Annotated in this window: 8 protein-coding genes and 1 tRNA gene; 4 read left to right on the top strand and 5 right to left on the bottom strand. The window is 66.0% G+C overall.

Annotation, left to right across the window (positions count from 1 at the left end; genetic code table 11):
• Positions 1–37 precede the first annotated feature (37 nt).
• Entirely contained in the window at positions 38–1,873 is a 1,836-nt protein-coding gene (locus AAF481_14600) for a class I SAM-dependent methyltransferase (protein MEM7482403.1), read from the bottom strand.
• 220 nt (positions 1,874–2,093) lie between these two features.
• Positions 2,094–2,168, bottom strand: a tRNA-Glu gene (locus tag AAF481_14605).
• A gap of 246 nt (positions 2,169–2,414) precedes the next feature.
• On the opposite strand from AAF481_14605, the gene AAF481_14610 reads away from it, so the two are divergent.
• A complete protein-coding gene (locus AAF481_14610) occupies positions 2,415–3,101 on the top strand; it encodes a methyltransferase domain-containing protein (GenBank protein ID MEM7482404.1) in 687 nt (228 codons plus the stop codon).
• A gap of 14 nt (positions 3,102–3,115) precedes the next feature.
• On the opposite strand, the gene AAF481_14615 is transcribed toward AAF481_14610, so the two are convergent.
• Positions 3,116–4,549 (bottom strand): RtcB family protein, encoded by a 1,434-nt coding sequence (locus AAF481_14615; protein MEM7482405.1) that lies wholly within the window; start codon positions 4,547–4,549, stop codon positions 3,116–3,118.
• Positions 4,550–4,715: 166 nt separating this feature from the next.
• On the opposite strand from AAF481_14615, the gene AAF481_14620 reads away from it, so the two are divergent.
• Positions 4,716–6,341: a hypothetical protein gene (locus tag AAF481_14620; GenBank protein MEM7482406.1), complete on the top strand. Its 1,626-nt coding sequence runs from the start codon at positions 4,716–4,718 to the stop codon at positions 6,339–6,341.
• On the opposite strand, the gene AAF481_14625 is transcribed toward AAF481_14620, so the two are convergent.
• Positions 6,338–8,980 carry a serine/threonine-protein kinase gene (locus AAF481_14625; GenBank protein MEM7482407.1) on the bottom strand — a complete coding sequence of 881 codons (2,643 nt, stop codon included), beginning with the start codon at positions 8,978–8,980 and terminating at the stop codon, positions 6,338–6,340. The two genes, AAF481_14620 and AAF481_14625, sit on opposite strands and share 4 nt — an antisense overlap.
• Positions 8,977–9,615: a sigma-70 family RNA polymerase sigma factor gene (locus AAF481_14630; GenBank protein MEM7482408.1), complete on the bottom strand. Its 639-nt coding sequence runs from the start codon at positions 9,613–9,615 to the stop codon at positions 8,977–8,979. The genes AAF481_14625 and AAF481_14630 overlap by 4 nt, the downstream gene beginning before the upstream one ends.
• Positions 9,616–9,859: 244 nt before the next feature.
• Between AAF481_14630 and AAF481_14635 the strand changes: the two genes are divergently transcribed.
• Together AAF481_14635 and AAF481_14640 are read left to right on the top strand one after the other, a co-directional pair.
• The gene (locus tag AAF481_14635) at positions 9,860–10,669 is read left to right on the top strand and encodes a hypothetical protein (protein MEM7482409.1); all 810 of its coding nucleotides are present in this window, start codon (positions 9,860–9,862) and stop codon (positions 10,667–10,669) included.
• Entirely contained in the window at positions 10,666–13,947 is a 3,282-nt protein-coding gene (locus AAF481_14640) for an Ig-like domain-containing protein (GenBank protein ID MEM7482410.1), read from the top strand. Before AAF481_14635 ends, AAF481_14640 begins: the two co-directional genes overlap by 4 nt.
• Positions 13,948–14,021 lie beyond the last annotated feature (74 nt).

Below are 14,021 nucleotides of genomic sequence, written 5' to 3' on the forward strand. Positions count from 1 at the left end.
CCAGCTCCCGGCGGGCGGGCACCCTGGCGCCTTCGGGTCATGACGCCACGACCATCACCCGCTGACCTCGAGCGAGCTGCTCATAGGCGTCCGGCGGCGGCTCGAGGACCTCGACCTCGGAAAAGCCAACGGCCGACAGCAGCCACGACAAGCCGCTGAGGGAGGGCACCACCGAGAGGCCCCGCAGGCTCGACTCGCCGTGTTCCGGGCGCTCGCTGTCGCGGCGCTCATCGACCAGGGAGAGGGCGCCGACGATCGGCTGCCGTTGATCGACGGAGCCCCACTCGAGGCTGCCGGAGAGCTCGGGCCCGATCTGGGTCTCGATCACACAGAGATCGCGGCTGACAGCGCGCGCCAGCCGCAGAACGCTGATCAGATCCTCGAGGTGGTAGAGGACGCCAAAGAGCAAGGTGAGGTCGTAGCGGCCGAGCGCCTCGGGTCGGATCTGCTGCAGGTCGGCGGTGAGAAACGAGGCGTTGTCGAGGCCCAGCGCGCGCGACATCTGGCGGGCGTCTTCGACGTGGCGGCGGCGGCCGTCGACGCCCAGCACATGCTGCGCTCCGCGCTGCGCCAGAGCGGTGGCGAAGTAGCCCTGGTGGCAGGCGAGATCGAGGCAGCGCAGCGTCGGCCAGGCGGAGGTCTCCAGCCGCCGCTCGAGTTCGGCAAACAACATTGTCTCGCGGCTGCAATGGATTTCACGCACCTTGGCCGGCGCATAGCTGCGGGTGCGGCGACCGCTGGGCAGAGTGAACTCGTAGAACCAATCGCGCGCCAGGATCGACTCTTCCTCGTCCGCCGGGGCGCTTGCCGTCGCCGGGGGCGGGACTTCGGCCGGCATCACCTCCTGCCGCGCCTCGGGAGCCCGGTTTGGCCAGCGAACACAGAAGTCCGGCGTCCAGTCACGGTAGATCCGGGTCGCCGCTACCGGCCGGGCGCGCATCGCCGCCAGTAAGTGGGTCGGCTTGAGCTCGCCGCCGTCGATCTTGGCCTCGTCGAGCTCGGCGATGCGCTCGATGAAGGCCAGATCCTCGGCCTTCTCGGGATCAAAGTTGTGGCCGAAGGACCGGTCGACGAAGATGTCGACCAGGTTGCCGAAGGCGACGCAGCTCTCGAAGGCGAAGGTCTCGACCAGCAGCGGCATGATGTCCTGGGCTCGAATCCCCTCGTTGCCCTCGACGGAGCAGTCCCAGTTCTCGTACTCCTCCTCCCAGCGTGACAGCTGGTGGTTGTACTTGTAGCGCTGCGGCATCTCGGACCAGATGTCGTCCACCAGGGTGAGGGCTTCGGGCCAGCGCATGTGACCGTTGCGCCCGATCATGTCGTTGGTGAGGAACACACCCTCTTGGCCTATGGCGCGGTGGATCTTCGCGAACAGGCTCTCGAGGTCGACGATGTGGTGCAGGGAGTGGTTGGCGAGGCACACCGACACCGGCTCGCTGGGCTGCCAGTCGTCGATGTCGAGGACATCGAAGCGGAAATGCTCCTCGACCCCGGCCTGCTTCGCCAGCTCGCGGCCGCGCTCGATCATGAAGGGATTGAGCTCGAGGCAGCGGAAGCGGAAGTTGGTGACGCCGTCGGCGCGGAGCTGCTCGGCGAGACGCACCTCAAGGTCGCAGTTGCCGGCTCCGATGCTGATCACCCCATGGGTCTTGGCGCGGTCCCCACTTCGGCATTGGGTGGCGATATGCGAGCTGAAGAAGTGGTCGACACCTTCGTAGCCGCAGGCCTGGAGCTTCGGCAAGACCCAGCGGTGGCTCCAGAAATGGTAGATGGCGGGAAGGTCGTGGACGTTCACGCAATCGCGGTAGCGGGCGATCTCTTGCTCGAGACGGCGGCGCTCGGCGTCGTCGGCATGGGAGAGGGGATTTGCCATGGGGGAGATTCTATTGCTTTGTGGCGACCTTTCGGGCACCGCCTGGCAGAGTCCGGCCTGGAGCGTAAGACGGGCGGTTGTTGTGGCCGAAGGCGGACCACCGCCCGCTCATCGAGGCTGGACCTCGCGATGCTGGAGTGGCTCCAGATCCTCCTCTTCGAATCGCCGTACCCCCAACCTGAATCAGATACTTCCGGTGAAAAAGGGTTGCCAGAAAAGGTGGTGTCCCCAACGGGATTCGAACCCGTGTTGCCGCCTTGAAAGGGCGGTGTCCTAACCCCTAGACGATGGGGACCCTAGGTTGCTGCTGAGCCCTGGCGGGCTGGTCGGCCCGAGCGGGCTTGGTGACGATAAGCTAACACAGGAACAGGCCGGAGGCCATGTCTTCGAGGGCGATTTTGTGCCGGCGATGGCCCGCTCGCGGCCGGCGAGCCGCCGACGAATTCGTTCCTCGAGACCGAACGGCTGGTGAGATGAATCGAGGAGTTGGTCCCTGTCCGAGCAGAGCTTCTACGACGACGACCTGGCCTATGTGCACCAGGTGGGTTTCGGCGATTTTGCCGAGGGCGCCGGGCGGGCGCTGCTCGGGATTTTGGAGACTCGGGGTCTGCGGGACGGCCTGGTCTACGATCTCGGGTGCGGCGATGGCCGCTGGGCGCGTCGGCTGGTGGAGGCAGGATACGACGTGGTGGGAGCCGATCTCTCCGCAGCGATGATCCGGCGCGCCCGGGAAGCGGTGGCGGAGGGTGACTTCCGGCTGGCCTCGCTGTGGGAGATTGCGCTAGATGCTTGCCAGGCGGTGACGATTCTGGGTGAAGGCTTGGGCTACGCCGCCGCCGGCGACCCCTCGGAGACCCGTTTGAAGGGATTTTTTCAGCGGCTCTTCGACAAGCTGCAGCCGGCCGGCCTGCTGGCCTTCGATGTGATCGTCGCCGGTCCAGATCACCCGATGCAGTACCGCGACTGGCGAGCCGGTGACGATTGGGCGATCCTCACGGAGGTGAACGAGGATCCGGCCCGTCATCGGTTGACCCGCAGCATGACCATCTTCCGCCGCATCGGCGAGAGCTACCGGCGCTCGCAGGAGCGTCACGCGGTGAGTGTGCTGGAGGAAGAGAAGTTGGTTCGCCTGCTGGAAGAGACCGGATTCGAGGTCGAAGTCGCCTCACGCTATGGCGACTTCGACCTCGCACCGCGGCGCAGGGCCTTTCTGGCGACCAAGAGCTGATCTCCGATTTGGCCTCAAGACCTGCCTCGATCCTTGGCCTTTTTGCGAAAACGCCGCTTGCGCCGCTCCGCCGGTGCCATCTTGACCAGGCGAGGGTGGAACTCTCCCAATACCTCTACGAGATCGGCCTGCTCGGCCATCACCTGGCGGATCGCCTTGTAGGCCATCGGGGCTTCGTCGAGGCCCGCCGACAGTAGCTCCACCTTGGCTTCCTTCAGCCGGTCGCGGGTTTGCTGCCAGGTGAAGCGGCGGTGGGCCTCGGTGCGGCTCATGCGGCGGCCGGCGCCATGGGAGGCGGAGCGCAGGGACGATTCGTCTCCCTTGCCGCGCACGATGAAAGCCGGATCCGCCATGGTGCCGGGGATCACCCCCAGGTCGCCTTCGCCGGCAGGGGTGGCGCCCTTGCGATGCACGACCAACTGCTCGCCGTCATGCTCCTCGAGCCAGGCGAAGTTGTGGTGATTCTCCACCCGCCACAGCACCTGGGCGCCGAGTCGTTCGGTGATGTGGTGGTGGATGCGGTCGTGATTCGCCGAGGCGTAGCGACCCATCAGGTTCATCGCCTGCCAGTACTCGGCACCGGCCTCGCTGTCGAGTTGCAGCCAGGCTAGGTGTCGCATCTCCTTGGGTAGGTCCGGATGGCGCTTGGCGGCCAGCTTCGAGTAGTGGGCGGCCACCGTGGCGCCGGGCCCTCGGCTACCGCTGTGGGAGAGCAGCGCGAGATAGCGGCCGGCGGGTAGCTCGGGCATGTCGTCCGCCAAGATCAGCTCGCCGAATTCGACGAAGTGGTTGCCACCGCCGGAGCTGCCGAGCTGCGAGCGAGCCTTGTCCTTTAGGCGGCGAGTCACCGGGTTGGCACTCCAGTCCTCGTCCAGCACGTCGTGCTGGCGTGGGGTGGAGAAGGCGGCGCCGGTGCCGAAGGCGGTTTCCCCTTCGAGAGCCGCGCGCAGCCGCTCGCCTTTCTTAGCCGCCTTGGGACCGTCAAAAGGCAGTGGCAGGTCGAGCACCGACAAGCACATGCGGCAGGCGATGTCCACCCCGACGGCGTAGGGAATGACCGCCCCGCGCACCGCCAGCACGCCACCGATGGGCAGGCCGTAGCCCTGGTGGGCGTCGGGCATCAAGGCGCCGCGGGCGGCCACCGGCAGTTCGCAGGCGACCTCCATCTGGCGCACCGCGCCGTCTTCGATTTGCGACCCCCACCGACGGTAGGAGGCGGCCTCAGTGCGCGGCGTGAAGGCCGTGGCGCGGGCCTCGATCAAGGCTTTGGCCAGGGGGCCGGCGGCGATATCGCCCAGGTGATCCTCCGGCCGGTTTCGCAGGGCTTCCAAGCGAGTTTGAATCGTCGCCAGTCCCGCCCCCGACTCGGCGAGAGCCTTGATGAGCAGAAAGGCGTGCCGATGGGTGGAGCGGGGGAGGCCGAGGGCGATGAGGTCTTGGGTCTTCATAACGGTCAGCGGTGGTGTTTTAAAAGAGCTGAGGACTCTAGTGGAGACGGCCCTTCACCGCAAGGTCCCGGCGGATGGCTGGTGGAAGTTCAGAGTCTGAAGGCTTCCCTAGATGAGAATGCGATATCGTTAAACGGACGGATCGGATTCGAGATTCATCGCCGCCATGACCACTTCCTGGATTCTCCTCGCTGGCCTTCTGCCCCTGGTTTTCGGCCCCCTGTTGGCCCGCTGGGTTCAAGGTCAGCCGGCGGCCCGCGGTGCTCTGGACGCTTTTGTCGCCGTGGCGTTGGGGGGCATCGTCCTATTGCATCTGTGGCCGCACGCTTTCGTGGCGGCGGGTCTCTGGGCAGTTGCCGGTGGGGTGGCGGGGCTGGTGGTGCCGTTTCTCTTTCACGGACTTCTCCATGCGCGCGAGGATCGGGCCTTCGCTGGGCTGATCGGGATCGCCTTTCTGGGCCTGGCGGTCCACGCCGTGCTCGACGGCGTCGCCCTCCACCCGTCGGAGGTGGAGCACGGCGTGGAGGTGCCGGCGGCCGGCCATGGAGAAGGAACGACGGACGGCCGCGGTGAGCACGGCGGGCACCGACATGGCGAAGGAGAGGACGGCCCGAGCCTGCTGGCCCTGGCGGTATTGCTACATCGCTTGCCGATGGCGCTGGCGATTTGGTGGCTGGTGGTTCCGGCCCTTGGGCGACGGCTGGCGATCTTGATCTTGCTCACCCTAGGCGCCGGTACTTTGCTCGGATACGGGGCGGCGGGCCGATTCTTGGTCGACCTGTCGTCGCCCGCCTCGGCAGTGTTCGAGGCGACCGTCGGCGGCATGCTGCTGCATGTGCTCTTCGGCCATGACCGCGGAGCCCGGGCCAGCGCCGAGAACGCTCCCGGGCGGCTTCTCTCGGCGGCGAGCGCCCTCGCCGGAGTCGCGCTGGTCTGGACGCTGGTGCGCCTCCATCCGCTCGAGGGCTCGCAGGGCACCGAGAGTGCCGGAGAGGTGTTCGTGCATCTCGCCTCGACCATGGCGCCGGCTCTACTGCTGGGACTGGTGGTCGTCGCCTGGCTTCGCTGGCGCGGTAGTCGTTGGGGGCGGCTTCTCGGCAGCGGTGCTCTCGGCGCCTGGTTGGCGGCGGGGCTTTTGCTGGGCTGGACCTGGGCCGGGATGTTGCTCGCCTGGGGTGTGCTGCGGGGCTTCTTAGCGCGGCCGAAGGGCGAGGACCACTCGGGGACCGGCGACGCGGACGAGGCCACGTCCTTTGTCGCCGCCTTCGAGCAGGTGACCGCCGGAGCGCTTCCGTGGTGGTTCCTAGGCCTGGCGGTGGCGAGTATTGCCACACCCCTTCTGAGACTCGATTTTCCCTCGCTGGCGACCTACGGCGCTGCCCTCGTCATCGGTCTCGTCGCGCTTCCGTCGCCGCTGGTGGCGGTACCTGTTGCCTGGCTCTTGCTCGCCAAGGGTTGGTCCCTGGCGGCGGTGGTCCTCATGCTGCTGGTGGCCGGCCCGGCGCGCGAGTCGCGGCGATGGTGGGATCGGCCGCCGGTAGAGCGGGCCAAGGAGCTGGGATGGGTACTGGGTGGCGCCGCGATAGCTCTGCTCTTGGCCTGGTCAGAATCTCAGCTCGGGGCCTCGTCTGGCGGCGTGACCGATGGCTCCCTCTGGGGTCATGGATCGGCCTTGCTGTTGTTCGCCGTGGGCCTGGTGGCCCTCTTTCGCCGCGGGTTTCGCGGCTTCGTGGAGCCGCTGTTCGCAGGGCGAAAAGCTCACCATCACGGGGCGCATCACGAATCTCCCTAGGTCTTTGTGCCGCGCTCTCGACCGGTGCCTTCGAAGTGCTTGGCGACCAAGGCGCGGGCCTGTGCGAGGCGCGGGCGATTGGGTTGCCGACCCTCGGTGAGGGTTTCGAGGCCTTTCACCAACAGCGGCTCCGCTTCGCGGTGGCGACCCTGTTCGCTCAGTATCGCTCCGCGGACCATTCCGGCCCAGGCGACGTTCGGGTGGTCGGGCGGTAGGGCGGCGCTCATCCCGTCGAGGGCTTGGCGGGACAGGGCGTCCGCTTCGCTAGCGCGATCCTGCAGCAGCAGGAGATGGGCAAGATCGGTGCGGGTGAGATGAGTGGTGGTACTTCCCTCACCGAGCTGCGCTAGGGCGATCTCCAAGGCATCCCGCAGGAGTTTCTCGGCGCCGGGGAGGTCGCCCTGCACGGTGCGGACGGTGGCCAGGGTGTGGAGGCTCTTGGGGACCTTGGGATGGTTGCGGCCAAGGCTTTCCAGCCGAATCTCGAGTGCTTCCACGACCACCCGCTCGGCCTCCACGGTCCGGCCGATAACGAGCAGCAACGATCCGAGATTGTTCAAGCCGGTGGCAAGATCCGGGTGGCGGTCGCCGAGCACCTTGCGGCGCATCGCAACGGATTCCCGCAGTAGAGCTTCCGCCTGCCGAAGTTCCCCCCGGTCGAGCAGTAGTAGGCCCAAGTCGCTCAGATCGAAGGCGATGTCCGGATGGTCGGAACCGTGCCGTAGGCGGCTCATCGTCAGGGCTTCGCGGTACAGCGGTTCGGCTCCCTCCAGATCGCCGCGACTGTGCAACAGGCCGGCCAGGTTGCCGATGCCCCGGGCCAGGTTCGGATGCTCCTCCGGAAGTTTGCGCGCCATGTCGATCGCCTGGCGATAGAAGCCTTCGGCTTCGTCGAGCTGGCTGCGGGTGTGGAGCAGGACGGCAAGGGAGTTGAGGGAGGTGACCACCTCCTCGTGGCCTGCCGGGTATAGCTGGCGACGAAGGTCCAGGACTTGACGTTGCAGGGACTCGGCAGCCAGGAGATCGCCTTGGTAGTAGCGTAGGGCAGAGAGCGAGTCGAGATCCTGGACCACTTTTGGATGGAGGGCTCCGTGGGCTTCCCGGCGCCGGCGGTAGGCCCTTTGGAGCAGTGGGGCGGCTTGGTCGTAGAGGCCGAGCTCTCGATAGGCGGTGCCCAGGGTCGAGAGGTGAGCTGCTTGCTGTGCCGGATCTCCCGAGAGTTGGTCGATGTGAGCCGCGCCGCGGTCGAGCACTTGGCGAACGGTTAGCTCTTCGCCGCGCGACCGTCCCGGTTGGGAACTCTCGAACAGGCTCTGCAAGAAGGCGGCGCTCTGTTCTGCCCGCAGCTTCTCGGATCGCGCCATGTCGCGTTCGGCCTTCAAGCGGCGCGCCTGCACTGTGGTGACGATCGAGAACACCACCAAGGAGACCAACAGGGTGCCGGAGACGAGGGTGACGAGGCGATTTCGCCGGAGCCATTTTGCGCCGCGATAGGCGAGGGTGTCCGGCCGGGCCCGTACCGGCAGGTCGGCGAGGTGACGTCGCAGGTCGTCCGCCAGCTCACGGGCAGAGCCGTAGCGCCGACCGGGCTCTTTGCGCAGCGCCTTGAGAACGATGTTGTCGAGATCGCCGAGCAGCCTGCGGCGCAGCGCCGAGGAGGAGCTTCGCCGAGCTGCAAGGTCCGCCGGGGAGGTGTCGCCGGCGGCGTCGCTCGGTCGTGCCGGCGGCGTTTGGACGATCGCCCGGTGTAGTTCCACCGGGGTCGGTTCCGTTGTTCCGTAGGGCGAAGCGCCGGTGAGCAAGCGGTAGAAAATCACCCCGAGGGCATAGGTGTCTGTGACGGTGGTGATGGCCGTTCCCTGGACCTGTTCAGGACTGGCGTAGCGCGGGGTCATGGGGCCGTCGAGGGTCTGGGTGGCGTCTCCCCCCGTATCGAGCAGCTTGGCGATGCCGAAGTCGAGGAGCTTGGGGTTTCCCTCGGCGGTGACCAGGATATTCGACGGCTTGAGGTCGCGATGGACGACAAGACAACGGTGGGCGTAGTCCACCGCATCGCACACCCGGCAGAACAGCTCGATGCGCTCCCGAATCTCCAGCCGGTGCCGGTCGCAGTAGGTGTCCAGTGGCAGGCCGTCTACCCGTTCCATGACGAAGTAAAGCGAGCCGTCTTCGGACGTGCCGCCATCGTAAAGACGGGCGATGGACGGATGTTCGAGGGCGGCGAGTACCTGGCGTTCGCGCCGGAAGCGGTCCGCCAGATCGGGCCGATGGCGGTGGATGATCTTGATCGCCACCCGTTGCTGGAAGCCTTCGTCGACCCGCTCGCCTTCGTAGACGGTGCCCATGCCGCCCCGACCGAGAACACCGCACAAGCGAAAGGCTCCGACCCGCAGACCGATGAGGTGTTTCCGGTCCTTGGGATCGTCCGGGGGAAGGCGCGCCACGGGACGATCGAGAAAGCCATCCGCCTGCTCGTCCGCCGCCAGCAGGTCGAGGGCGCCCTGGGCCAGATCCGGCTCGTCTTCGAGTTCGCGCCGAAGGAAACCCGGGCGGTCGCCCGGAGGCAGATCGAGAGCTTCGGCGACCTTCTGGTGGATCCGGCGCCAAGCTTCCGGCGTGGACGGGAATGGATGATTCACCCGCCGGGACCTCCGGGGCTGGGAGCGGCGAAGGCGTCGCGCGTGGCGGAATCGAGCTGGCGGAAAAGGTAGGCCTTCGCCAGGCGCCATTGGCGGGCGGCAGTACGCGGTGAAACGGTGAGAATTTCGGCCGTCTCGTCCACCGTCAAGCCGCCGAAGAAACGCAACTCGACCACCATCGCCTGGCGAGGATCGAGGCGAGCGAGGTCGGAGAGTGCATCGTCCAAGGCGATCCAGTCGGCCGGCCGGGGGAGCCGTCGGGCCTCGCCATCGAGGGCCACTTTGTGCAGGTGACCGCCCCGCCGCTGAATCGCGCGGTCGCGGCTGTGGTCGATCAAAGCCCGTCGCATCATGCAGGCGGCGAGGCGATAGAAGTGGTGCCGGTCCCTCCACTGGAGGGAGCCCTCTTCGCGCATTCTCAGATAGATCTCATGAACCAGCGCGGTGGATTGCAGCGTGTGATCCACCCGCTCTCGGCGGAATAAGCGGTGAGCGATACGCCGCAACTCTTCGTAGACGCGAGGGATCAGTTCCTCCGCCGCCTGGCGGTCGCCTTGGCTCCAGCGGCCGAGAAGGTGGGTGAGGGTAGCGGAAGGATCCGGCTGGGATGGTGGGGATAGAGACTTCTGGAGCATGGATCAATTCCTCGTCAGCAGTGAGTCCAGCTCCAAGCTTATCGAGAGTAGGTATTCCTAGGTAAGAGCGAGCGCAAACCTTGGATGAAATCTGTGCAAGGGTTCTACGATCCTTCCGCGGCAGCGATTCCATCGTCGATGGCAGGATCCACTCCTCGGATCCCGCATTCAGTGATCAGGAGCGAACGCGGTGAACCAAGTTCACCCAGAACTTCACCCCGATCAAGGAATGGAGGAAACCCGAATGGGATCGACAACCCGAACTCTCAACCCTCGATGTCTCGCCAGGATGGTGCTGCTCGGCCTTCTCCTGGCGGTCACCGGACCTGCGGCTGGCAACTGGTGGGAAGACCCCTCCCACGATGCCGAAAGTTCCTTCTGGTGGACCCTCACGGACCGATTCACGCCGGACGACCTGCGCGCCCAACTTCTCGACCCGGCCGGCGATCGGGCACGGTGGGAAGCGGCCTACGGCCGGCAGGCGCCGCCACCGGCCTCATCCTCCGAGCGGATGGTGTTTCTCGACGGTTCGCGCACTCCGGAACTGATGCCGATGTGGCAGGCGTTCAATTCTTTCTCCCATCGCCGGGAGTCCTCGGCGTGGAGGGAGTGGAGCGACGGCGCGGCCTACCGGCTGAAGGCCTACGGCTTTTCGGATGCAGCAGCTCTGCTGATTCTCGACGGCGCGGACCGCGTCCTGATGAACGAGCTTCAGCTCGACGCCGACAAACAACCCACTCGCGATGCCTACCAAATTTTCTTTCGGCAAGTAGAGAAGGCGCTGGGTTCGGAGGAGACCCGGCGGGCGGTCCTCGAGCGTGATCTCGATCGCCTCTCCGCCGCTTCCCGCCGGCCGAGCGGAGAGATCTCTAGTCTTCTCGATGCGGTGGCTCGCGGTGTTCGGCCGTCCGCGTCGCTGCCGGTGATCGAGGACCTGCGGACGAGGTTGGACCCTTCGGAGTGGCAGCTCTTGCGGTCGTATCTGCTGCGCGAAGTGGCGCCGGGAATTCGTATCCAAAGCCTCAAGGCCGGGAACCTGGGAGGTGAAGCATGAGGCGCTCCGGTGCGTCGTTCTCTCTCCGGTCTTGGGTCATGGCGGCCGCTGCGGTGCTCGCTCTCTGGGTCGCCGCCGCCGCTCAGGGCGGAACCATCGTGATCGAGAATCTGCGCTATGAAACCCTGCCTCCCGGGGTGGAAACCACTCAGGTCACGGTGTACGCCGATGTGGTCTACCAAGGGAACTTCACCCACCAGGGACGCCTCTGGATCTCGTCCTGCTTCATGAACGACGGCATCGGCGGGAATCTCGCGCCGACCCAACCGCCGGACTACGGCACCATCGACAGCTCGAACTATCGGGAAATCGAGGGCGAGGGCGATGTCCTGGAGTGTGAGCCGGCCTTGGGCTATATCCCGAACTGCCAGGACGGTCAGGGTGTGCAGTACCTCGGCTGGGCGACGGCGGCGATCTACCTCGGCCTCAACGGCATCGAGACACCGGACGAACCCGCCATCCTCGACGTGGCTTCGACGGAGTGCATCCCGCACTACACGGTCCGGGGCACCACCAGCGGCCTGCCGGCGGACGGCGGAGTGGAGCTGACCTTGGCGATTTATCAGGGGCAGCAGCTTCTACGAACCCAAAAGCTGGATCGCACGGTCAACGGCGGTTTTCGATTCCAGCCGCCATCGATTCCCGAGGGCGGGCGCTTCAATGTGTTGATCACCGCCTTGGCCGAGAACACCATCTGTAGTCTTTCCGGAGAGGAGGGGACGATTCAGGGACGGGATTGGCTGGGTCTCCGGGTGAATTGCCAGTGCTCCGTCGGCGAGGACTGTGACGGCCAGGCGCCGACCTTTGAACTCGGTTTTGATGTGATCGTCAACGAGGTCAGCGACGGTGACCTGTTGCTGGTTCCCGATCCGTTGGCTGCGGCGGCGAGCAGCCTTGCTCCGGCGAATGAGACGCGAACGCCCGCGGAAGTCCCCGGTGATGACCACTCGACGACCGAAGGTCACGTCAGTTTCTCTGCTTTGCTGGAAGTTACCCCGCCGGACGGCACACCGCTTCCGGTCCAGGTGGTGCCGGTCAGCGGGTCGGGGTTCTTCACCTTCCAAGATCCACTCGCGGACGGTTCCGACTACCAGGTCACCATCAGCGACGTGGATCCCCCCGGCGCGCTCTGCGACGTCGCCAACGGCAGCGGCACGGTCAACGGTTCGGATATCAGCGATGTCAGCGTCGAGTGCGAAGTGTACGTCGCACCGGACGACTGGTGCGTGGTCGTGCCGGAGATGTGCCGGATCGACGATCCGGACTGCCAGTACTATTTCCGCTATACCGGTCGCACAGTCGTTTACACCACCGACAGCAGCGGCAATCTCCTCTCCGGCCGGGTGACGAACGTCTACGAACTGCAGGCGGACTGCACCGGCAAGTCCTTCGCCGAACCCGTTAAGTGGCGGTCGATGGAGCGAGTGGTCTCGCAGGCGGGAAGTGGACCGTCTTCCGATACGGGGCCGAGGGTCTACATGCGAACGGCGCCGGACGAGGTGGTGTCCGGGACGATCGAGATGGCCGGCGTGGCGCGTCGTGACAGCGGTGGGGTGAGTGTGGTGCGGACCTACTTGAACGGGCAGCCCATCCAGCTCGATAATTTCAGCTTCAATTTGCCGGATTCTCATACCTGCGGCGAGTTTCCCGCCGGCAACTGCGACTCGACCAGTCGCTTCTTCGGCCAACTGGACACGACCACCCTGACGAACGGTCTCCACACCTTTCTCTTCGAGGCCGTTGGGGCCGATGGCCTATCCCTGCGAGGGGTGGCGGAACACCGCATCGTGGTGGACAACAGCATCACCTGCGGTGACGTCACGCTGACCTCGCCGCAGAGCGGTACGACGGTGAGTGATTTCACTACCCTCGCCGCATCGGTCAGCGCGTCCGTTGAAGAGGTGCAGTTTCTGTTGGGTGGTTCGGCGGTGGCGGTGGATCCCGCCTTCCCCTACAGCGTCTCCTGGGACTCCAACTCCGTCCAGGACGGTCCCTATCCAGTCCAGGCCCGGGCGATCGGCAACGGTTGTACTGCTCTCAGCGCGTCGGTGCCGATCGAGGTGGACAATTCGCCCTGGACCGACGATCACTCGCCCCCCCAGGGTTCCATCATCGCACCCGCCGCCGGTTCCGTGGTGAATCCGAACGCGAGCGGGCGAGTGACCCTGGCGGTGGCAGCGACAGACGACCTGGCGGTGGATGTCGTTCAGTTCCACATTGACGATCAGCTCGTCTGGACCGACCAAAGTGCACCCTATGCCCACAACTGGCTCGCCCCATGGGGTGGACACACCCTGACGGCTCGGATCGTCGATGAGTGCGGCAACGCCACCTGGACGAACCCGGTGACCTTTTCCGTGGCGGAGCCGGATCCGTGCGACGACGATACGGTACATCCCACGGTCGCGATCACTCACCCGGCGGCGGGTTCCTCGGTGAGCCCCAATGACCATGGCAGGGTGACGCTAGGGGCCTACGCTGCCGACGCGGGGGGAGTGGCACGGGTGGAGTTCTTGGTGGACAACACCTTGGTCTGGACCGACAGCATGTCGCCCTATGGGCACAATTGGCCGGCGTTGCCGGGTCTTCATTCGGTGAAAGCGAGGGCTGTCGACACCTGCGGCAACGCCACCACCTCGTCCGCCGTCCCTTTCACGGTGGCGGATCCGGATCCCTGTAGCGGGGACTCGACGCCGCCGGCCATTGGGTTGACCCAACCGGCCCATGGCTCAACGGTGACTCCCAACGCCAACGGTCGGGTGACCCTGGGCGTTGCGGCTTCCGACGGCAGCGGAGTGGACCGGGTGGAATTCTTCATCGACGGCGCCCATGTGTGGAGTGACGAAACGCCCCCCTACGCCCACAACTGGCTGGCCACAGCGGGCTCCCACACGTTCAAGGCGCGAGCCGTCGACACCTGCGGCAACGCCCGCTGGTCGAACGAGATCACCTTCACCGTCGCCGGCGGAGGGGGTGGGGGCTGCGGTAGCGACTCCGTCAAACCGACGGTCGGCGTGACGCAGCCCACGGCGGGGTCTACGGTGACTCCGAACGCCAACGGCAGGGTGACATTGCGCGCCAGCGCCAGCGACGCCAGCGGCATCGATCAGGTGGAATTCCACGTCGACGGTAGTTCCTATGTCTGGACGGACGATACGGTCCCCTTCGTCCACAACTGGCCGGCGACGGCGGGTTCTCACGCGGTGAGGGCCAAAGCCTTCGACGAGTGCGGCAACTTCAAGTGGTCGACGGAGATTCCCTTCTCCGTCGCCCCCTAGGCCTTCCTTCGCTCGCCATCCGGGCCCCGGTCGGCACGCCCGATCGGAGCCCGCCTTTGTGCCGCGAGCAGACG

It is taken from the genome of Acidobacteriota bacterium, from assembly GCA_039030395.1.
GTDB lineage: Bacteria > Acidobacteriota > Thermoanaerobaculia > Multivoradales > JBCCEF01 > JBCCEF01.